Origin of the sequence: Ancylobacter dichloromethanicus (assembly GCF_018390645.1) — a bacterium.
Lineage (GTDB): Bacteria > Pseudomonadota > Alphaproteobacteria > Rhizobiales > Xanthobacteraceae > Ancylobacter > Ancylobacter dichloromethanicus.
This window is the reverse complement of sequence record NZ_JAHBGC010000038.1, coordinates 393,645-412,784: the sequence shown is the minus strand read 5'-3', so window position 1 is coordinate 412,784 and position 19,140 is coordinate 393,645. Positions and strand designations below refer to the sequence as shown.

Here is a 19,140-nt window from a genome sequence, read left to right as displayed (position 1 = left end):
GAAAAGGGAAAAGGCAGGGCGGGGCAGCAGCGCGGCCGGGAGCGTCGAGCCAGAGGCTCGCTCCGGGGGCGCTCAGCTAAGCCCGGCGACCGCGCAGGCGGTGAAGCGCCCGAAGAAGCGCGCCGGCATGCGGACATGGTCCGGCACGGCGGCGAAGCCGATCGTCGTCGGCAGGCGACGGCGGGCCTCCGGACGCGCGGCACCGGGCGCCGACGAGACCGTCGCGCCACAGGAAGCCGCCATCGCAATGCCTTCCGCCATCATGGAACCCTTCTAGCAAGAGCTGTTCTAGCAAGTCTTCGCCGCGCAAACAATCGGTCACGGCATCCGGCCGCCTCGCGCCGTCGCACGAGCGCGTGACGGAAGAACGGCCGGCCGTCGGAAGCACTGTAATAATGTATTTTAAAGTAAAAGCCGGCCACACATTTCGGCCACACAGATCAGACGCACCTTGAATCGCATATGGCGCAACGTAAATCACCGCGCTAAGCTGTGGCAGCGAATGGAGAGAACGATGCGCCTGTCCGACATCGCCCTGATCGCCGCCACTCTCGGCCTCTTCGCCGCTGCGGAAGCGAGCAACCGCGTCGAGATGACGCCGCAGGTCGCGCGGGCCGAGCCCGCCCCGCGCCGCCAGCTGATCACCTGCCCGTTGCGCAAGCCGGACTTCGCCACCGTGATGCAGGCCGCCATGCTCGGCGACGGCACCATCCTGGTCGAGCAGCAGACCAATACCCGCGTCCTCCACATCAAGGATTGCTGACCGGCGGCCACTCCGCGCCCACCCGCGCGTCGCCGCCCGCCGGCAGGGTCCCGCCGGCGAGACCCCGCTGGACAGGCCGGGTGGCCGATGGCACATCGCCGGCCGTCCCCGCCGCTCAAGGTTCCGCCATGCTCAGAATTGCCCTGCTGACATTCGCCGTCGCGGCCGTGCCTCTCCCCGCCCGTTCCGCCGACCTGCCGGAAGGTTTCGTCCGGCTTGAAACCGTGGCGCCGGCGATCGAGCGCGATATCCGCTATGCCCGCAGCCACAATTTCGTCGGGCGCCCCATCGCCGCCTATGCCGCGCCGGCCTGTATCCTGACCCGTCAGGCCGCCGAGGCCCTGGCCGCGGCCGCCCGCGACCTCGCCGCCGAGGGGATGGGGCTCAAGGTCTATGATTGCTACCGCCCGGCACCGGCCGTCGCCGATTTCGTCGCCTGGGCCAGAGACCTGTCGGACGAGACGATGAAGGCGGAGTTCTATCCCCGCGTGCCCAAGAACGAGCTGTTCGCGCGCGGCTATATTGCCGAGAAGTCGGGCCACAGCCGCGGCAGTACGGTCGACCTCGCCATCGTCACGCTCGGCCGGCCGCCGGCAGTGCCCTGGACGCCCGGCGACCCGCTGGCCGACTGCGCCCTGCCCGCCGGCCAGCGCCGCGACGACGCCACGCTCGATTTCGGCACCGGCTATGATTGCTTCGATGCGAGGGCCCATCACGGCGCCGCGGGCCTCGCCGCCGAGGCCACCGCCAACCGCGCGAAGCTGAAGGCGGTGATGGAGCGCCACGGCTTCAAGCCCTACCCGGAAGAATGGTGGCACTACACGCTGGCGGGCGAGCCCTTCCCCGACACCTATTTCGATTTCCCGGTGACGGCCGGCCCCTGAGCGCCCGGCGCGGCGTCAAATGAAAAGGGCGGCCGAAGCCGCCCTGAACGTCATCGAAGGCCCGGCTCATGCCGGCGCCACTTTCACGCGGCCGAACTCACTCGGCGGCGGCGACCGGGGCGGCAGCGCCCTTCTTCTTGCGGTTGCCGGCGTTCTTGTCCTGGCGCTCGGCGATACGGGCCGATTTGCCGCGACGGTCGCGCAGGTAATAGAGCTTGGCGCGGCGCACCTTGCCGCGACGGACAACCTTCAGGCTGTCGATGTTCGGCGAGTAGAGCGGGAACACGCGCTCGACGCCCTCGCCGTAGGAAATCTTGCGGACGGTGAAGCTCTCGTTGATGCCACCGCCATTGCGGGCGATCACCACGCCCTCATAGGCCTGAACGCGGGTGCGCTCGCCTTCCTTCACCCTCACATTGACGATGACGGTATCGCCCGGCTGGAAGTCGGGGATGGCGCGCGCTTCGGAGAGCCGGGCGGCCTGCTCGATGTCGAGCTCGCGGATAATATCGACCATTTCTATCACCTCAGGCGGGATCGGCCGTGATACGTCAGACCCGGCCGCCCGCATCTTGCTGTTGTCAGTTGGTAGTGACGGCGCGCCCTATACGCGAAACCGCAGGGTTTGTCATTCCCCCTTCGTCGCAGGACCGTCATGCGCGGCCCGAAAGGCCGCCCAGAGGTCGGGCCGGCGCGCCCGGGTGGCGGCCTCGGCCTGTTCCCGCCGCCAGCGCGCGACCTTCGCATGGTCGCCGCCGGTCAGCACCGCCGGGATCTCCAGCCCCTCGAAATTCTGCGGGCGGGTATATTGCGGGTATTCCAGCAGGCCGCCGGAAAAGCTCTCCTCGGTGCCGGATTCGGGGTGCCCCATCACACCCGGCAGCAGCCGCACGCAGGCGTCGAGCAGCACCAGCGCGCCGATCTCGCCACCGGACAGCACCACGTCGCCGACCGATACTTCCTCCAGCCCGCGCGCGGCCACGAGCCGGTCGTCGACCCCCTCGAAGCGCCCGCACACGATCACCACCCCCTCGCCGGCGCTGAGTTCGCGCACCCGCTTCTGCGTCAGCGGCGCGCCGCGCGGCGTCATCAGCAGGCGCGGGCGGGTGTCGCCCGGCGGCGCGGCGGCATCCACCGCGCGAGCCAGCACGTCGACCCGCATCACCATGCCCGGCCCGCCCCCGGCCGGCGTGTCGTCGACCGAGCGGTGGCGGTCGGTGGCCTGCTCGCGCGGGTCCACGGTCTCAAGGCCCCAGCCGCCCTGCCCGAGCGCCCGCCCGGCCAGCGACAGGCCGAGTGGGCCGGGAAACATCTCGGGGAAGATGGTGACAATCGAGGCGCGCCACATGGCAGGGGTTCCGTTCATCGTCATCCCGGATGGCCGCAAGGCCGATCCGGGATGACGGCCTGTTCCGTCTTATGCCGGGCGTGCTCGGGCGGCGCGGGCTGCCGGTTGGGTCTCTTACCCCTGATCGGCGTCCGGCGGCGGGGCTTCCTCGCGCACCCATTCGCCGGGATCGACGGTGAGGCGGCCGGCCTTGAGGTCGACGCCCGGCACCACCGCCTTGGTGAAGGGCAGCATCAGCGTCCTGCCGCCGCCCTTGCCGCCGCCTTCCTGAGCGATCTCAAGGATATCGCCGGCGCCGAAATCATGCACGGCGACGACCTTGCCGAACGGCGCGCCGTCGGTGGTGACGGCGGCGAGCCCGATTAGGTCGGCATGGTAGAAATCGTCTTCCTCGTCCGGCTCCGGCAGCAGGTCGCGGGCGATGTAGATACCCGCATTGGTCAGCGCCTCGGCGGCCTCGCGGGTGTCGACGCCCTCCAGCCGGGCGACGAAATGCTCCTTGCCCGGCCGCATCGAGCCGATGCGGAAAATGCGCGCGCCCGCCTCGTCGGTCAGTGGCGCGTAGTCCATGAGCGAGGCCGGGTCGTCGGCGAAGACGAACAGCCGCACCTCGCCGCGCACGCCGTGCGGGGCGCCGATACGGGCAAGGAGGATGCGGTCATGGGGCATCGAAAGTGTGCTCTGAAAGGACCATTCTTCGAGGCTCGCTCACGCTCGCACCTCAGGATGACGTCGTTCCCGACACGAGAACCGCGTCATCCTGAGGTGCCGCGAAGCGGCCTCGAAGGAGGCTCAAGCAGGGCGACGCAAGGTCGCCCCGCCAAACTCACTCGGCCGAGGGGGCTGCGGCGGCGGCAGCGGCAGCTTCGGCGGCCTTGGCGGCCTCGGCGGCACGCTCCTGCGCCTTCTTGCCGGGAAGGGCCTTGTTCGGGTTGTTGCGCGCGGCGCGCTTGACCAGTTCGAGGCTGTCGAGGAAGCGGGCGACGCGGTCGGTCGGCTGCGCGCCCTTGGCGAGCCAGGCCTTGGCCTTCTCGACGTCGAGGGTGAAGCGGTCTTCGGCGTCCTTGGGCTTCAGCGGGTCGAAGGTGCCGATCTTCTCGATGAAGCGGCCATCGCGCGGCGAGCGCGAATCGGCGACGACGATGCGGTAATAGGGACGCTTCTTGGCGCCGCCACGGGCGAGACGGATCTTGAGGGACATTCGGGTCTTCCTTTCAGGTAGTTCGGTTCGTGTCGTCTGGTTGCTTCCGTCATTCCGGGCCGGGCCCGGGGATGACGGCGTGAAATGTTATCGGGCCGTCATTTCTTCTTCGGCGGGAAGCCCGGCAGGCCCGGAAGGCCACCCGGCTTGGTTCCCAGCCCCGGCAGGCCGCCGGGAAGGCCGGGCATGTTGCCGGGAAATTTCGCCGGCAGGCCGCCGCCGCCACCAAGCCCGCCGGGCATCTTCTCGGCCATCTGCTTGAGCTGGTCGGGGCTCGGCATGCCGCCGCCCATGCCGCCCCCACCGAGGCCGAACATGTTGGCGAGGCCGGCCATCGGGCCGCGCTTGGCGCCGGGCGCACCCATGGCCTTCATCATGTCGGCCATCTGGCGATGCATCTTCATCAGCCGGTTGACCTCCTCGACCTTGGTGCCGGAGCCGGCGGCGATGCGCTTGCGGCGCGAGCCGTCGAGCAGCTTGGGGTTGCGCCGCTCCTTCTTGGTCATCGAATCGATGATCGCCTTCTGGCGCTTGAGCACCCCGTCATTCATGCCGGAGGCGGCGAGCTGGTTCTTCATCTTGCCGACGCCGGGCATCATGCCCATCAGCCCGCCGAGGCCGCCGAGCTTCTCCATCTGGTCGAGCTGCATGCGCAGATCGTTGAGGTCGAACTGCCCCTTGCGCATGCGCTCGGCGGCGGCCATCGCCTTCTCGGCGTCGATGTTCTCGACCGCCTTCTCGACCAGCGACACCACGTCGCCCATGCCGAGAATGCGCCCGGCGACGCGGCGGGGATCGAAATCCTCCAGCGCGTCCATTTTCTCGCCGGTGCCCAGCAGCTTGATCGGCTTGCCGGTGACGGCGCGCATGGAGAGGGCGGCACCGCCGCGCCCGTCGCCATCGGCGCGGGTCAGCACGATGCCGGTGAGCCCGACGCGCGCGTCGAACGCCTTGGCGGTGTTGACCGCGTCCTGGCCGGTGAGGCTGTCGGCGACGAGCAGCACCTCGTGCGGCTTGGTCGCCGCCTTCACCTCGGCCACCTCGGCCATCAGCGCCTCGTCGAGGGTGACGCGGCCGGCGGTGTCGAGCATCACCACGTCGTAGCCGCCGAGGCGGGCGGCTTCCATCGCGCGCCGCGCGATCTGGACAGCGGATTGCCCGGGAACGATCGGCAGGGTGGCGACGCCGACCTGCGTGCCGAGCATGGCCAGCTGCTCCATCGCCGCCGGGCGGCGGGTGTCGAGCGAGGCCATCAGCACCTTGCGGTTGCCCCGTTCGGTCAGGCGCTTGGCGATCTTGGCGGTGGAGGTGGTCTTGCCCGAGCCCTGCAGGCCGACCATCAGCACCGGCACCGGCGGGGCGGCTTCCAGGTCGATCGGCTTGGCGTCGGAGCCGAGCATGGCGACGAGTTCGTCATTGACGATCTTCACCACCATCTGGCCGGGGGTCACCGACTTGATCACCTCGGCACCGACCGCGCGGGTGCGCACCTTGTCGGTGAAGGAGCGCACCACGTCGAGCGCGACATCGGCCTCGATCAGCGCCCGGCGCACCTCGCGCATGGCCTCGTTCACGTCGGCCTCGGTGAGGGCGCCGCGTCGTTTCAGCCGGTCGAGTATGCCGCCGAGGCGGTCCGTCAGTGAATCGAACATGCGTTCGCTCAGCTCCATTTCCCGCGGTTCACAACGCAACGCCGAACGGCGCCCGAGGGCGCAGCGCGCTGTCGGGCGTTGACCTCCGGCCTCAGGGACCGGGCGGCGGATCGGCTCGCGGGTTCTGCGAGGATGCCGGGCTAGTAAGCGCCGCCCGCGGGTAAGTCAAGTTTTGACGCCCTTTTGAGGGAGACTACGGAGGTCACAGCCTCGTAACAGCGCCATTCTAGCCTGCCGCGGCTTTGCGAGGAAACCCCGGCGAGGAAACTCCGGCAATGAACATCGACACCGCGCCAATGTCTGCCGCCGGCGAGGATGCGGCCAATGACGACAACGCCCTGTTCGAGACGCTGCTCTCCCTGCGCGCCGCCGTGGTCGAGGAAGCCGCCCCGCTGGCGGAACGGTTCCGGCGCGAGGCCGGCCGCGAGGACGCCGCGCTGGACAATCTCGCGCACTATCTCGCCCTGCGCCGGCACGAACTGCGCCCGCTGCAGCGCCAGTTGATGCGGCGCGGCCTGTCGTCGCTGGGCCGGCTGGAGGGCCGCGTGCTGTCCACCCTCGACGCGGTGCTGGCGGCGCTCGCCGCGCTCGCCGGCCGCCCCGCCCCCTTCCCGCTGCCGGAGGAAACCGCCTTCTTCGCCGGCGAAGCCCGGCTCGACGCGGCGGCGCTGGCGAGCCTCGGCCCGGAACCACAGGACCGCTACACCCGCATCATGGTCACCCTGCCGGGCGAGGCGGCGGAGAATCCGGGGCTGATTCTGGCGCTGGCCAAGGCCGGCATGGACGTCGCCCGCATCAACTGCGCCCATGACACGCCCGAGGCCTGGAAGGCGATGACCGACCATGTGCGGAGGGCCGGCGCGGCGGTCGGCCGTCCCATCGCCGTGCTGATGGATATTGCCGGGCCGAAGATCCGCACCGGCGCCGTGCTGCCGATGCGCAAGGACAAGCCCTCCGGCCGGCTGCTGCCCGGCGACACGCTGCGCCTTGTCGCCCATGGCGAGCCCCGCGTCGACGAGGCGGCGCTGTTCAGTGCCGCCGTCTCGCTGCCGGAAATCGTCACCCGCCTCGCGCTCGGCCACCGCGTCCGCTATGACGATGGCAAGGTCGAGGCCGTGGTCGAGAGCGTGCGCGAGGGCGAGGCGATCCTGCGCATCCTCCACACCCGCCCCGGCGGCACCAAGCTGAAGCCGGAAAAGGGCATCAACCTGCCCGACACCGCGCTCGGCCTCTCCCCGCTCACCGCCAAGGACGATGCCGACCTCGCTACCGTGATCGAATGCGCCGACCTCATCGGCTATTCCTTCGTCAGCCGGCCCGAGGACCTCGACCTGCTCGACGCCGCCATCGCCCGCCACGGCGCCGGCCGCGAGCGCCCGCTCGGCCTGATGGCCAAGATCGAGCGGCCGGAGGCGGTGAAGAACCTGCCCGACCTGATCGCCCGTGCCGCGCGGCACGGCCTTTTCAGCGTGATGATCGCGCGCGGCGACCTCGCCGCCGAGATCGGTTTCGAGCGGCTCGCCGAGATGCAGGAAGAACTGCTGTGGATCTGCGAGGCCGCCGCCGTGCCGGCGATCTGGGCGACGCAGGTGCTGGAGGACCTGGTGCGCGACGGCATCCCCTCGCGCGGCGAGATGACCGACGCCGCCATGGCCGCCCGCGCCGAATGCGTCATGCTCAACAAGGGGCCGGCGGTGGTGGAGGCGGTGGAGCTTCTCGACCGGCTGCTCGGGCGCATGTCCGACCATCTCGACAAGAAGACGCCGACGCTGCGCGCCCTGCATTCGTGGTGACGCGCCTCTACGGCGCGACGAGATAGTGCCCGGACCATTCCGAAGTCGGGATCGCCGCGCCGAGCGTGTAGCGGAATCTCTTCACGTCCAGCCCGTCATGAGTGGTCTCGCACTCATAGGCGATGTGGTACCAGGTGCTGCCGCTGCGCACCGCCGCGCCCGGCGCCTTGATCTTCCAGCCCTTCACCACCGGGTCGCGATAGGCATAGGCGACGAGTTCGTCGGGACGCATGCCCTTGCGGGCGCGCTGGACCTCGCCCATGGCGCGCGTGTTGCACACCTGTTCGATCCGCTCGGAAGGCTCCAGTCGCATCATCTGGTCCCGCGTCGAGCTTGCCTGCGCCCCGGACATGCCGGCGGCGGGCATGGCGACCAGCGCGAGGAGAAGGAGGGCGGGTGCGGTGGAGATGTGCGGCATAAGCGCTCGAATCCTCTTCGGTCGGTGATGCGCCCGTTCAATACCGTAGTTTTGGCCATCCTGTGGCTTCACATCCGCGTTTCGACGCAGGGCCGGCATGTTGCCGGGCCCCGCGCGGCAGATTAGAACCGCCCCATGGCGTTGATGGACCTTGCCAACCCGACCCGCTTCCTCGCCCTTTCCGGGCGCGTGCTGCCATGGCTGACCGGCCTTGCGCTGGCGACGCTGGCGCTCGGCTTCTTCCTCGCCTTCCGCGCGCCCGCCGACTACCAGCAGGGCGAGACGGTGAAGATCATGTACATCCACGTGCCCTTCGCGTGGCTGGCCATGTTCGGCTATTCCATGCTGGCGGTCTCGGCGCTGGGCATCCTGGTCTGGCGCCACCCGCTGGCGGATGTGGCGCACAAGGCGATGGCGCCGATCGGCGCGGTGTTCGCCTTTCTGTGCCTGTTCACCGGCTCGCTCTGGGGCCGGCCGATGTGGGGCACCTACTGGGTCTGGGACGCGCGGCTGACCTCCATGCTGGTGCTGCTGCTGCTCTATCTCGGCCTGCTGGCGCTGCGCTCGGCGATCGAGGACCCCAACCAGGCGGGCCGCGCGGCGGCGGTGCTGTCGCTGGTCGGCTTCGTCAACGTGCCGATCGTCAAGTTCTCGGTCGACTGGTGGAACACGCTGCACCAGCCCGCCTCGGTGTTCCGCATGGACGGGCCGACCATCCATCCCAGCCTGCTCTGGCCGCTGATGATCTGCGCGCTGGGCTTCACCCTGCTCATGCTGGCGCTGCACATGGCGGCGATGCGCACCGAAATCCACCGTCGACGCCTGCGCGTGCTGGAAGCGCGCGCCGCCGCCGAGGCGGCCTATGCGTGAGGCGTCCTGATGCTCGGCGAGCACGGCTTCTTCATCCTCGCCTGCTACGGCGTGAGCGCGCTGGTGCTCGGCGCGCTGGCGCTGTGGATCATCGTCGACGGCCGCCTGGTACGCCGCCAGCTCGAGGAGCTTGAGGCGCGCGGCGTGCGCCGCCGCTCGGCCGGGCGTGCCGACACATGAGCGAGCCCCGCCCCATCGACACCCCCGCCGCCCCTGCCGGCCGCCGCCGGCTGCTCGTGCTGCTGCCGCTCGTCGCCTTCCTGGCGCTGGCCGCGCTGTTCTACGGCCGGCTGTTTTCCGGCGACCCCTCCCGCGTGCCCTCGGCGCTGATCGGCCGGGAGGCCCCCGCGCTCGACCTGCCGGCGCTGGAAGGCCTGACGCATGAGGGCCAGCCGGTGCCGGGCCTTTCGTCCGCCGCGCTCGCGGGCGAGGTGACGGTGCTCAACGTGTTCGCCTCCTGGTGCGTGCCCTGCCGGGACGAGCATCCCTATCTCGTCGAACTCTCGAAGATGCCCGGCTTCCGCCTGGTCGGCCTCAATTACAAGGACGACGCCGGCAATGCCCGCCGCTTCCTCGGCCGCTTCGGCAATCCCTATGCGGCGGTCGGCGTCGACGCCAATGGGCGCACCGCCATCGACTGGGGCGTCTATGGAGTGCCGGAGACCTTCGTCATCGGCAAGGACGGGCGCATCGCCTACAAGTTCATCGGCCCGATCGACGCGCAGGGGCTGAAGACGCGCCTGCTGCCGGAAATCGAAAAGGCGCGGAAGGCGGACTGAAGCCGGCAAGGCCCGGCCTCCCGGACAAATTGCACGAGGTGCGGCGCCGATCCGGGATCAGTGATTGGCTTCGGCGACGCTTCGCCTTCGGCCCCGCCGGGCCGGGAAGCCGCCGCCCCCTCAGTTCCGCTCGTCCGGCAGCACGGGAAGCGGCAGCACCTCGATCTCGTCCTCGATCAGCGCCCGCACCTCGTCGGGCGTCGCCGCGCCGCGAATCGCGCGCTTCTCTTCGTCACCCTCATGCATGCGGCGGGCGAGCGTTGCGAATTCGTCGCCGACATCGACCGAATTGGCCACCACATGCGCCCGCACCGCGCGCAGCATGGCGCGCAACTGCTGCTCCGGCTCCGACACCAGCGCCACCGGCTGCGCCATCGCCGGCACCGGCGGAGCCGCCACGGGCGCTTCGGTGGTTTCGGACGTACCGGAAGGCTCGGGGGAAGCCGCCCCGGTGGCGGGCTCAGCGGCGGATCTGCGCGCCGCGCGGCCCAGCGCCGGCGCCATCAGCGCCTTTTCCACCTCCGGCGAGCCGCAGACCGGGCAGGTCACGAGGCCGCGCGCCCGCTGGTCGTCATAGGCGGCGGAATCGCGGAACCAGCTCTCGAACTCGTGCTCCCCGGCGCAGCACAGGCGGTAGAGGATCATTCGGCGCCACCGGACACGAGATGCAGCCGTCCCTGGTCGGCCGGCGCCACGATCTCGAAGCGCCGCCCGTTGGACAGCGACGGAATGCGCCCGCGCACCGCCGCCACCTTGGCCGGGTCGATCTCGGCGGCGATGATGCCGGGCTCGGTGCCGCCCTCGGCAAGAATGGTGCCCCACGGGTCGATGATCAGGCTGTGGCCGAAGGTCTTGCGCCCGTTCTCATGGGTGCCGCCCTGCGCCGCCGCCAGCACGTAGCAGCCGGTCTCGATGGCGCGGGCGCGCTGCAGCACATGCCAGTGCGCTTCGCCGGTCGACTGGGTGAAGGCGGCCGGCGCCGCGATCATTCCCGCCCCGGCCTCGGCCAGCGCGCGGAACAGCGCGGGAAAGCGCAGGTCGTAGCAGATGGTGAAGCCGAGCCGGATCTGCGGCAGGTCGGCCACGACGGCCAGCTCGCCCGGCCGATAGGCGGCGGATTCGCGGTAGACGTCGCCATTGGGCAGGTCGACGTCGAACATATGAATCTTGTCGTAGCGGGCGGCGATCGACCCGTCGGGGGCGAGCAGAAAGGAGCGGTTGGCCGCCCGGTGCTCGCTCGCCCGCACCGCCAGCGAACCGATATGCAGATGCACCTTCAGTTCGGCGGCGAGCGCACGGAACGCGGCAAGCGCCGGATCGTCCTCCTCCGCGTGCAGCACCTTGAACAGCGCCTCGCGATTCTCCTCCATCGTGCCGGTCATCTCCGGCGTCTGGATGTAGCTGGCCCCCTCCGCCGCCGCCTCGCGGATCATCGCGGAGGCCGCCTTGACATTGGCGGCGACGCTCTTGGCGGTGCGCATCTGCACCAGCGCGGCGCGGAACGGGGTTCCGAGCGGCGGGGCGCCAGGGGTGTGGGTGTCGGAAGCAGCGGTCATGCGTTCGGTCTCGTTCAACTCGCCAGAAGCGCGTCCAGCTCGCCCGCCTCCTCCAGCGCGTAAAGGTCGTCGCAGCCACCGACATGACGCCCGTCGATGAATATCTGCGGTACACTGGTGCGCCCGTTGGCCCGGCTCGACATCGAAGAGCGCGCCACCGGGTCCCCGGTCACGTTGACCTCGGAGAAGCCGGCCCCCTTGCGCGCAAGCAGTGATTTGGCGGCATGGCAATAAGGGCAGGTATAGGTGGTGTAAATCTCGATCTTCGCCATCGAACCGTCCTTGCCTTCGGCTGCCGACGCACTCGGCTTCCGGTCCCTCATGATATGGGTGCCTCGTCCCCCGCAGCAACCCGCGCGAACACCAGCACGTCCACCTGTCCCGCGCCGGCGCGCAGCAAAGCCTTGACGCAGGCGTCGATGGTCGCACCGGTGGTGAGGACGTCGTCCACCAGCACGACGCGGCGGCCGCGCAGCTCGCCCTTCGCCATCTCCGGCACCGCGAAGGCGCCCTGCACGTTGCGCGCCCGCGCCGCCCGGTCGAGCCCCACCTGCGGCACGGTCGCCCGACGGCGCTCCAGCCACAACGCCCGGACCGGCACGCCCGTGCGCCGCCCGACGACGCGGGCCAGCGTCGCCGACTGGTTGAAGCGCCGCCGCCACAGCCGCAGCCGGTGCAGCGGCACCGGCACCAGCGCCTCGGCATCGGCGAGGATGTCGGCCCCGGCCCGCGCCATCATCGCCGCCATGGGTGGGGCAAGGTCGAGCCGATCGGCATATTTCAGCCCGTGGATCAGGTCCCGCGCCACATCGCCGAACAGGGCCACCGCCCGCGCCCGGCCATAGGCCGGCGGCGCGTCGAGCGCGGCCGCCGAGACCGGCCGCGCCTCGCCGGGTACATAGGGCAGCGGCGTGCCCAGCCGGTCGCAGAAAGGCGGAGCGATGAAGCAAAGGCGGCTCCAGCAGCTCCCGCACAGGCAGCCCGGCGCGTCCACCGCCGCCCGGCAGGCCATGCAGACCGGCGGCAGGGCGACATCGGCCAGCGCGCGCAGCATCCACCGCCCGAAGGCGCGCCCCCGCGCCGCGGCAGCGGGCCGCGGCGGATCGGTTTCGCGGGCGGGATCGACAGACGGGTCCATGCCACCAGCCTAGCATGGGGCGAGGCGGTCCGCCGCGCCGGCGCGGGGAGCAACCACCTTTGACCTGACGCCGCCGCCGCCCTATGGCTCTCGCCCGAGGAGCATCCCCATGTCAGCTTCGCCGACCTCCGGCTCGCCGCTCGCCGTCTTCGATCCGCTGGCACTGGCGCGCCGCCGTGCCCGCGCCCGGGCGCTTGGGCCGGAGACCTTCCTGCTGGAGCGCGTGGCGGAAGACCTCGTCGACCGCCTCGGCGCGGTGAAGCGCCATTTCGGCACGGTGGCCGATCTCGGCACCCCGACGCGCGCGCTGCGCGATGCGCTTGCCGGCACCGGCATGATCGATGACTACATCGCCTTCGGCCCGGCGGAGCGGGACGATACCGACATCGTCACCGACCCGGAAATCCTGCCCTTCGCGCCGGCCTCGCTCGATCTCGTGATCTCCGCCCTCGCCTTGCAGAGCGTGAACGACCTGCCCGGCGTGCTGGCGCAGATCCGCCGCGCGCTCAGGCCCGACGGGCTGCTGCTGGCCGGCTTTCTCGGCGGCGGCACGCTCGGCGAATTGCGCGAGGCCTTCGCCATCGCCGAGAGCGACACGCTGGGCGGCATCTCGCCGCGTGTGGCGCCCTTCGTCGACCTGCGCGACCTTGGCGGGCTGTTGCAACGCGCCGGCCTCGCGCTTCCGGTCACCGATGTCGACCGGGTGGTGGTGCGCTATGGCGACCCGCTGGCGCTGCTGCACGATCTGCGCCGCATGGGCGCGACCAACCCGCTTACCGACCGGCGCCGCGCGCCGCTGCTGAAGAAGACGCTGATACGGCTGTTCGAGGTCTATGCCGAGCGCTTCGCCGACGCCGACGGGCGCCTGCGCGCCACCTTCGAGATCGTGTGGGTATCCGGCTGGGCGCCGCATGAGAGCCAGCAGAAGCCGCTGCGCCCCGGCTCGGCCAAGACCCGGCTGGCGGACGCGCTGAACGTGCCGGAGGGCAGGCTGAAGCGCGACGGCTGACTTCGCTGGGAACGGCCGGAGATGTCGTGCGCTATCGCCCCGGCCCAAGCAGGTCCAGCAGCACCGGGATCAGCGGCTCGTCGGCCGGCGGCATCGGGTAGTCGCGCAGCGCGCCGGGCTTCACCCAGGCGAGCCGTTGGCCCTCGCGGCCCTGCGCCTGTCCCTCCCAGCGCCGGCAGATCCACAACGGCATCAGCAGCTGGAACGCCTCATAGGTATGCGAGGCGAAGGAGAGCGGGGCGAGGCACGGCTCCTGCACCGCGATGCCGAGTTCCTCGGCAAGTTCGCGGATCAGGCACTCTTCCGGCCGCTCACCGGGCTCGACCTTGCCGCCGGGAAACTCCCACAGCCCCGCCAGCTGCTTGCCCGCCGGCCGTTCGGTCAGCAGCACGCGGCCATCCGCATCGACAAGGGCGGCGGCGGCGACAAGGACGAGTTTCATGGCGTTCGCCCTTCGCCGTTCAGGAGCGGTAATCGCCATTGATGGCGACATATTCCTTGGTGAGGTCGCAGGTCATCACCCGGTCCTTGCCGCGCCCCAGCCCGATATCGACGGTGATGTCGATCACGTCGTTCTTCATGTAGGCGGAGGTTTCCGCCTCGTCATAGGCGGGGTCGCGCGCGCCTTCATGGGCCACCCGGATCGGCCCGAAGGAGATCGACAGCCGGTCGCGCTCGGCCGGCTCGCCGGCCTTGCCCACCGCCATGACGACCCGGCCCCAATTGGCGTCCTCCCCCGCCACCGCCGTCTTCACCAGCGGCGAATTGGCGATCGACAGGGCGATGCGCCGGGCCGACCTCTTGGACACCGCGCCGGTGACATGGATGCGCACCAGCTTGCGCGCGCCCTCCCCGTCGCGCGCCACCTGCTCGGCGAGGTCCGCCAGCACGCCGGTGAGCGCCCGGCGGAAGCGCGCCAGGCGCGGGTCCCTGGCATCGCTGACGAGCGGGGCACCGGAGGCGCCGGTGGCGAACAGCATCAGCGTGTCGGAGGTCGAGGTATCGCCGTCAATGGTCACGGCGTTGAAGCTGTCCACCACGCCCTTGGACAGCAGCGCCTGCAGCGCCGGCGCCGCGATGGCGGCGTCGGTGAACACGAAGGACAGCATCGTCGCCATGTCCGGCGCGATCATGCCGGCGCCCTTGGCGATGCCGGCGATGGTCACCTCGACGCCCTCGATCTTCACTTTCGCCGTCGCCAGCTTGGGGAAGGTATCGGTGGTCATGATCGCCCGGGCCGGCTCGATCCAGGGCAGCGGCGCGAGCCGCGTCGCGGTCTCTTCCAGCACGCCCTCGAACTTCGTCGCGTCCAGCGGCTCGCCGATAACGCCGGTCGAGGCGAGGTAGATTTCGTCCTCCCGGCAGCCGAGCGCCCTGGCGGCGATCTTCGCGGTGATGGCCGTCGAGTCGCGCCCCTTGCCGCCGGTGAAGGCATTGGCATTGCCGGAATTCACCACCAGCGCCCGCGCCGTGCCGTTGGGCAGGTTGGCGCGGCACCACTCGACCGGCGCCGATGGGCATTTCGAGCGGGTGAACACGCCGGCCACCGTGGTGCCGGCGTCGAGCGCGAGCAGCAGCACATCGGTGCGGCCCTTGTAGCGGATGCCCGCCTCGGCGGTGGCGAAGCGCACACCGGCGACCGGGCCGGGCTCGGGCGTGGTGGCGGGGGCAAGCGGAGAGACGGGAGAAGCGTGGGCCATCGTCGGGGACTCTGCGCGGGAAAGGGCCCGACGGGTGTGCCCGAGATGGGCAACATCCGCAAGACGAGGCGGCAAATGCCGGGCCCTGTCGTGCGACCGGTCGCGACACCAGGCACCGCCCCCCGCCTTGACCGGCCGCGGCGGCGTGCGCCCGCCCACGGCGCGCGTGTCCACGGCTTCGGCTTTCGCGCAACGCCATCAACGCCGCCGCTCCCCTCGCGCAGCCCGCGCCGGCGGCGGGCAGGGGCCAACATCGCGGCGGCCCGGGACCCCGGCGGCGGCGACTTGCGAGTCTCCGGGGAATTGCGTGCAGCGCGGTCAGGATGGTTCAAATATGTAGCCGGCATTCTTTATCGGCTCGAATTTTCGGCGACGCGGGAAATGCCGGACCGTTTCATCGCGCAAGATATTAATAAGTCGTCGTTTTTGACTGTATGCAAAATTATGAGCCGGCATCTTATTTTTCGGCACCAATGCCATTCTACCGAGGCCGGCCGCCGCCCCGACCTTACCTCGGCACCATCTGCGCGGCCGTTAAGGCGGAGGCGCGGACCCGTAAGCGTGGGCGAACGAAGCCCGATGGCGGGGCAAGGGCGGATCTCACCGGGCCCGGCAGGTGCAGGCGTGCCCGGCGCGGCGATGTCCACCTCGGGGGACACGACCTGCCCAGGCAGCGGACTTATGATGCGTCGATCCAGATGCGGAAGGCGCGAGTTTGAGGCTGCGAGGGAGTCATCCCGGCGTCGGTGGCGGCGGCTGGCGAGGCCCCGCATCTGCTTGATCCTGTTGAAGAAGCGTTCGACGCGGTGCCTTTGGCGGTAGAGCCACGGGCTGAAGGCGAAGTGACGTTCCGGATCGTGCGCGGCGGCACATTGGCAAATACGCCGCGCGCCGCCGTCTCGCTGCGGATGGCGGCACTGTCATGGGCCTTGTCGGCGAGCAGGACGCCGCCCGGCGCGAACCGGGTCGGCCGTCCGCGCTCCACCGGCGCATCGCCCGCCTGCCCGTCAGTGGGCAGCGGGTGGATCGGCCGGCCTTCGGCGTCGACCAGAGCGCGGATCTTGGTGCCACCCCGAAGCGTCCCATGCGCTGATCGTCGGTGCCATCCTGGCCCCTTTTTGATGGCGGCAGCATGTGGGGGCACGAACACAGAATGCGTCGATCATCACGCTCTCGCCGTCAAGGTGGCGGAGACCGCTTCCAGCAACCTGTCCCAGACCCCGGTCGGTCGCCCGCCAGCGCACGAAACGATTGTGGAGGGTCGGCGCGGACCCTAGCGCTGCGGCACGTCCGGCCACGGCGGCCGGTGCGGAACCGCCAGAGAATGCCGTTGATCACCTCGCGGCCATCCATCCGCGCGGCTTGTTCGGTAACAATGGGGCGATGATCACCCATTCCTCGTCGGTCAATTCGCGGCGGCGCATCACTCTCGCCCCTGTCGGGCGAGGTTGAGCCACCTCGCCAAAGACTGATTTACGCTCAATCCAATCCATCAAATGCCGGGACCGAACACCTAGGCTGTCCGCAGTTTATGGACTACTGCCGAGGGTCGACAGGGCCGGCGCAAGGCCGGGGAACCTTTCGGCTCGCCAGCCGCCATGGAATTGCCGGCGCCCTCTGGCCGCCACGGCACTGCTGCCCTTCTGCCGATGATTTCTCCCTTTTCGGCCGTTCGACTGTCGCCCTGCCCCTCCCCGGCAACGAAAGACAGTCGGCACGCGGCATTTGCCCGCCGATTGCCGCGGTCCCGTTTGGGGCGCCAGGCTGTCGTCCGAATGCCCGCCACGGGGGCGAACCCGTCGCCTTCCTCGACAATGCGACCACCCGCCAGCCCCGGGGCTGGCGCCGAGAACCGCGCCTCGCCGGCCTCGGGACGAATGGCGGGCACGGCGCGCCTTGTTGTCGCGCCGCGTCGGGCCTTCCAGTCGTCGCGAACGCGTCCGGCCGCGATCGGCCGTCGGGACGCGTTAACGGACCGATGGAGAGTGTTAACGCTTGCGCCCGAGTCCCGGCATGGAGCACCCTTTCCATGTTGGCTGATTCGCACCGGCTGCCGCTGGAGGATACACCCACCGGGTGGACGCGGGCTTCCCTGCCGACAACAGCGAGCCGGCAAAAGTCTCATTAGATTCCGACATTTGTTATCGAAACGAAACGTTCCGTTCATACAAACGTTCCGTTCCGTATCGTTATTTTCTCGGCTATGATGACGGTGGACAGGCGCGCTCTCGATGAGAGCGAATTTGGTTAACGGGCATGGTTAACGGCGTTCCACGGCAAAAGCCAGCACCGCTCTCCACCGGGCTCGGGCGGCGTAGCTCGGCCGGCCCGCGCCGCAGCAAGGCGGCGGCGGAAGCCATTCTGGATGCCGCAGAAGCCGTTCTCATGGAGGCCGGTTATGCCGGTTTCACCATCGAGCAGGTCGCGCGCCGCGCCGGTGCCGGCAAGCCGACCATCTATCGCTGGTGGAGCGGCAAGCCCGCCCTGTTGCTGGAAATCTACGCTCGCCAGCGGCTCGATCTGTCGGGCACGGATACCGGCTCGCTGGAAGGCGATCTCGTGGCCCTGCTGCGCCGGCTGTTCCGTTTCTGGGGGGCGACACCCGCCGGGCAGGCATTCACCGCCATATTGGTTGAAGCCCAGCACGACCCGGCGGCCTTGCAGGCTCTGCGCGCCTTCCTGGCCGAGCGCACCTACCCCCTCGCCGAACCGTTCGACCGCGCCGCGCGGCGCGGCGAACTGGCGTCGGATTTCGACCTCGCCACCACTCTCGACCTGGTCAGCGGCTATGTCTGGGCACGCCTTCTCACGCGGCGCCTCGACGACGACGATCCCGCCCTCCCCGCGGCGGCGCGGACAATCGCGCGCGGCAGCCTCCGGAGCTGAACGCACCGGCAAGAGCTCACCGGTACGATCCGGCGCCATCCGCCTGGCGATATCTGACGCGCGGCCCCGTCGAAACGCCGCGCGCCAGCGCGGTGAGCGAACCCGGGGCGTTCCGGCCCGCGTGAGCCGGGCGAATGCAAGGCGGGCCACGCCCGCAGCAGCGCCCTACCTTCACCCCGCATAGGCGAATGGTTACCGTGTCGGGCAGCCCGGTCGCGGCCACCTCCTGCACCGCGACCGCTCATCATCCGCCGCGGCAAACGCCGCCGGGCATTGGGGCACCGCGACCTTCACCGGCGCGCCCCGCTTCACGGATATGACCGCATGCTTCGTCTACGACGGCGCCATGAACGGGGCCGTGTTCCGGCTTACGTCGAGCAGGTGCGGGCGTCGAGCGGGTGCGGGCCCCCACGCTCCAGCCCGGTGACATCGTCGCCATCGACAACCGGCCGGCCCACAAGGCGGTGGGCGTGTGCGATCCCGTCGAGCAGCTCGGCGGTAGGCTCCTGTAGCTGCCGCCCTACAGCCCGGACTTCAAGCCGGTCGAGAATGCCTGCGCCAAGCTCAAGGCGCTGCTGCGGGCCGGAGCTGAACGCACCATAGGTGTCTTATGGGACGCCATCGGTGCGCGCCTCGACGCCTTCACGCCAGCCGAATGCGCAAACGACTGCGCTGCTGGATATGAAACGGATTAAAACGGACGCGGTCCAGCCGCATGCATGGGGTCGGGTGCGGCGAAATGCACGCTCGCGAACGGCTGAAGGAGAGAGGCGCCACGCCGACGCGATGGACGACACCACAACCTCATGCACATCGGTCACCAGCGGAAAGCGCAGGCTGAAACTCGGCCCGCGCCCGGCGACCTCGACGGCTTGAGAGCCGCCCGCCCCTTTCCGAAACCGGGGCGCGCCAGCATCTTCCCGAACCCCTCGCCGATCCCGTGCCGCGGCTGCCGGAGGAGGCCGCCGCACACCGACGGATGACCACGCCGAGACGTGACAGGGGCCCGGACCTCTCGATCCGGGACCCTGTCGATCGTTTCATGCTCCCGGGGCCGGCGAGGAGCGATCAGCCAGAAGCCGCAGGCGGTGAGGGCCGCCGCGCGGCGGCGCGGCGGGAGGGCCCGGAGCTTCCCCGATTCAT

The 19,140-nt window shown here is 70.0% G+C and carries 21 protein-coding genes and 2 pseudogenes; 9 read left to right on the top strand and 14 right to left on the bottom strand.

Going from position 1 to position 19,140, the window contains the following annotated elements:
- Window positions 1-72 precede the first annotated feature (72 nt).
- Window positions 73-264: a hypothetical protein gene (locus KHC23_RS18245; protein WP_213374378.1), complete on the bottom strand. Its 192-nt coding sequence runs from the start codon at window positions 262-264 to the stop codon at window positions 73-75.
- A gap of 250 nt (window positions 265-514) precedes the next feature.
- Between KHC23_RS18245 and KHC23_RS18240 the strand changes: the two genes are divergently transcribed.
- Together KHC23_RS18240 and KHC23_RS18235 are read left to right on the top strand one after the other, a co-directional pair.
- Window positions 515-763 carry a hypothetical protein gene (locus KHC23_RS18240; protein WP_213374376.1) on the top strand — a complete coding sequence of 83 codons (249 nt, stop codon included), beginning with the start codon at window positions 515-517 and terminating at the stop codon, window positions 761-763.
- Between the two features lie 128 nt (window positions 764-891).
- Window positions 892-1,647 (top strand): M15 family metallopeptidase, encoded by a 756-nt coding sequence (locus KHC23_RS18235; RefSeq protein ID WP_213374374.1) that lies wholly within the window; start codon window positions 892-894, stop codon window positions 1,645-1,647.
- 97 nt (window positions 1,648-1,744) lie between these two features.
- Here the strand turns inward: KHC23_RS18235 and rplS are convergent, their stop codons facing one another.
- The 5 genes from rplS to ffh form a co-directional block, all read right to left on the bottom strand.
- Window positions 1,745-2,164: a 50S ribosomal protein L19 gene (gene rplS, locus KHC23_RS18230; protein WP_213374372.1), complete on the bottom strand. Its 420-nt coding sequence runs from the start codon at window positions 2,162-2,164 to the stop codon at window positions 1,745-1,747.
- 111 nt (window positions 2,165-2,275) lie between these two features.
- Window positions 2,276-2,995 (bottom strand): tRNA (guanosine(37)-N1)-methyltransferase TrmD, encoded by a 720-nt coding sequence (gene trmD / locus KHC23_RS18225; protein ID WP_213374538.1) that lies wholly within the window; start codon window positions 2,993-2,995, stop codon window positions 2,276-2,278.
- A 114-nt stretch (window positions 2,996-3,109) separates the two neighbouring features.
- Window positions 3,110-3,664: a ribosome maturation factor RimM gene (gene rimM, locus KHC23_RS18220; RefSeq protein WP_213374370.1), complete on the bottom strand. Its 555-nt coding sequence runs from the start codon at window positions 3,662-3,664 to the stop codon at window positions 3,110-3,112.
- 157 nt (window positions 3,665-3,821) lie between these two features.
- The gene (gene rpsP / locus KHC23_RS18215) at window positions 3,822-4,196 is read right to left on the bottom strand and encodes a 30S ribosomal protein S16 (RefSeq protein ID WP_213374368.1); all 375 of its coding nucleotides are present in this window, start codon (window positions 4,194-4,196) and stop codon (window positions 3,822-3,824) included.
- A 98-nt stretch (window positions 4,197-4,294) separates the two neighbouring features.
- A complete protein-coding gene (ffh, locus tag KHC23_RS18210; RefSeq protein ID WP_213374366.1) occupies window positions 4,295-5,848 on the bottom strand; it encodes a signal recognition particle protein in 1,554 nt (517 codons plus the stop codon).
- A gap of 275 nt (window positions 5,849-6,123) precedes the next feature.
- On the opposite strand from ffh, the gene KHC23_RS18205 reads away from it, so the two are divergent.
- On the top strand, window positions 6,124-7,641 hold the full coding sequence (locus tag KHC23_RS18205; protein WP_213374364.1) for a pyruvate kinase: 1,518 nt from the start codon (window positions 6,124-6,126) through the stop codon (window positions 7,639-7,641).
- Between the two features lie 7 nt (window positions 7,642-7,648).
- Here KHC23_RS18205 and KHC23_RS18200 read toward each other — a convergent pair whose 3' ends face one another.
- The gene (locus tag KHC23_RS18200) at window positions 7,649-8,059 is read right to left on the bottom strand and encodes a DUF930 domain-containing protein (RefSeq protein ID WP_213374362.1); all 411 of its coding nucleotides are present in this window, start codon (window positions 8,057-8,059) and stop codon (window positions 7,649-7,651) included.
- 135 nt (window positions 8,060-8,194) lie between these two features.
- On the opposite strand from KHC23_RS18200, the gene KHC23_RS18195 reads away from it, so the two are divergent.
- From KHC23_RS18195 to KHC23_RS18185, 3 genes are read left to right on the top strand one after another with little or no spacing between them, the layout of a single operon-like run.
- The gene (locus KHC23_RS18195; RefSeq protein WP_213374360.1) at window positions 8,195-8,929 is read left to right on the top strand and encodes a heme ABC transporter permease; all 735 of its coding nucleotides are present in this window, start codon (window positions 8,195-8,197) and stop codon (window positions 8,927-8,929) included.
- Between the two features lie 9 nt (window positions 8,930-8,938).
- On the top strand, window positions 8,939-9,109 hold the full coding sequence (gene ccmD, locus KHC23_RS18190) for a heme exporter protein CcmD (RefSeq protein WP_213374358.1): 171 nt from the start codon (window positions 8,939-8,941) through the stop codon (window positions 9,107-9,109).
- A complete protein-coding gene (locus tag KHC23_RS18185) occupies window positions 9,106-9,708 on the top strand; it encodes a DsbE family thiol:disulfide interchange protein (protein ID WP_213374356.1) in 603 nt (200 codons plus the stop codon). The genes ccmD and KHC23_RS18185 overlap by 4 nt, the downstream gene beginning before the upstream one ends.
- Before the next feature lie 120 nt (window positions 9,709-9,828).
- Here KHC23_RS18185 and KHC23_RS18180 read toward each other — a convergent pair whose 3' ends face one another.
- The 4 genes from KHC23_RS18180 to KHC23_RS18165 are packed head-to-tail and all read right to left on the bottom strand — an operon-like array spanning window position 9,829 to window position 12,402.
- Complete coding sequence (locus KHC23_RS18180) at window positions 9,829-10,353, bottom strand: DUF1178 family protein (protein WP_213374354.1); 525 nt, start codon at window positions 10,351-10,353, stop codon at window positions 9,829-9,831.
- Window positions 10,350-11,264 carry a carbon-nitrogen hydrolase family protein gene (locus KHC23_RS18175; protein ID WP_213374352.1) on the bottom strand — a complete coding sequence of 305 codons (915 nt, stop codon included), beginning with the start codon at window positions 11,262-11,264 and terminating at the stop codon, window positions 10,350-10,352. Before KHC23_RS18175 ends, KHC23_RS18180 begins: the two co-directional genes overlap by 4 nt.
- Window positions 11,265-11,278: 14 nt before the next feature.
- Window positions 11,279-11,536, bottom strand: a complete 258-nt coding sequence (gene grxC / locus KHC23_RS18170; protein WP_213374350.1) for a glutaredoxin 3 — start codon at window positions 11,534-11,536, stop codon at window positions 11,279-11,281.
- Between the two features lie 47 nt (window positions 11,537-11,583).
- Window positions 11,584-12,402 (bottom strand): ComF family protein, encoded by an 819-nt coding sequence (locus tag KHC23_RS18165; RefSeq protein ID WP_213374348.1) that lies wholly within the window; start codon window positions 12,400-12,402, stop codon window positions 11,584-11,586.
- A gap of 109 nt (window positions 12,403-12,511) precedes the next feature.
- Between KHC23_RS18165 and KHC23_RS18160 the strand changes: the two genes are divergently transcribed.
- Window positions 12,512-13,411 (top strand): methyltransferase domain-containing protein, encoded by a 900-nt coding sequence (locus tag KHC23_RS18160; RefSeq protein WP_213374346.1) that lies wholly within the window; start codon window positions 12,512-12,514, stop codon window positions 13,409-13,411.
- Window positions 13,412-13,442: 31 nt separating this feature from the next.
- On the opposite strand, the gene mutT is transcribed toward KHC23_RS18160, so the two are convergent.
- From mutT to KHC23_RS18145, 3 genes and pseudogenes are all read right to left on the bottom strand, one after another.
- Window positions 13,443-13,853, bottom strand: coding sequence for an 8-oxo-dGTP diphosphatase MutT (mutT, locus tag KHC23_RS18155; RefSeq protein ID WP_213374344.1), 411 nt, complete (start codon window positions 13,851-13,853; stop codon window positions 13,443-13,445).
- A gap of 19 nt (window positions 13,854-13,872) precedes the next feature.
- Window positions 13,873-15,111 (bottom strand): bifunctional glutamate N-acetyltransferase/amino-acid acetyltransferase ArgJ, encoded by a 1,239-nt coding sequence (argJ, locus tag KHC23_RS18150; RefSeq protein WP_213374342.1) that lies wholly within the window; start codon window positions 15,109-15,111, stop codon window positions 13,873-13,875.
- A 719-nt stretch (window positions 15,112-15,830) separates the two neighbouring features.
- Window positions 15,831-16,535: pseudogene (locus KHC23_RS18145) on the bottom strand (IS5 family transposase); the annotation flags it as partial.
- Between the two features lie 832 nt (window positions 16,536-17,367).
- Between KHC23_RS18145 and KHC23_RS18140 the strand changes: the two are divergent.
- Entirely contained in the window at window positions 17,368-17,997 is a 630-nt protein-coding gene (locus KHC23_RS18140; RefSeq protein ID WP_213374340.1) for a TetR/AcrR family transcriptional regulator, read from the top strand.
- Window positions 17,998-18,211: 214 nt separating this feature from the next.
- A pseudogene (locus KHC23_RS24500) lies at window positions 18,212-18,692 on the top strand (transposase); the annotation flags it as partial.
- Window positions 18,693-19,140 lie beyond the last annotated feature (448 nt).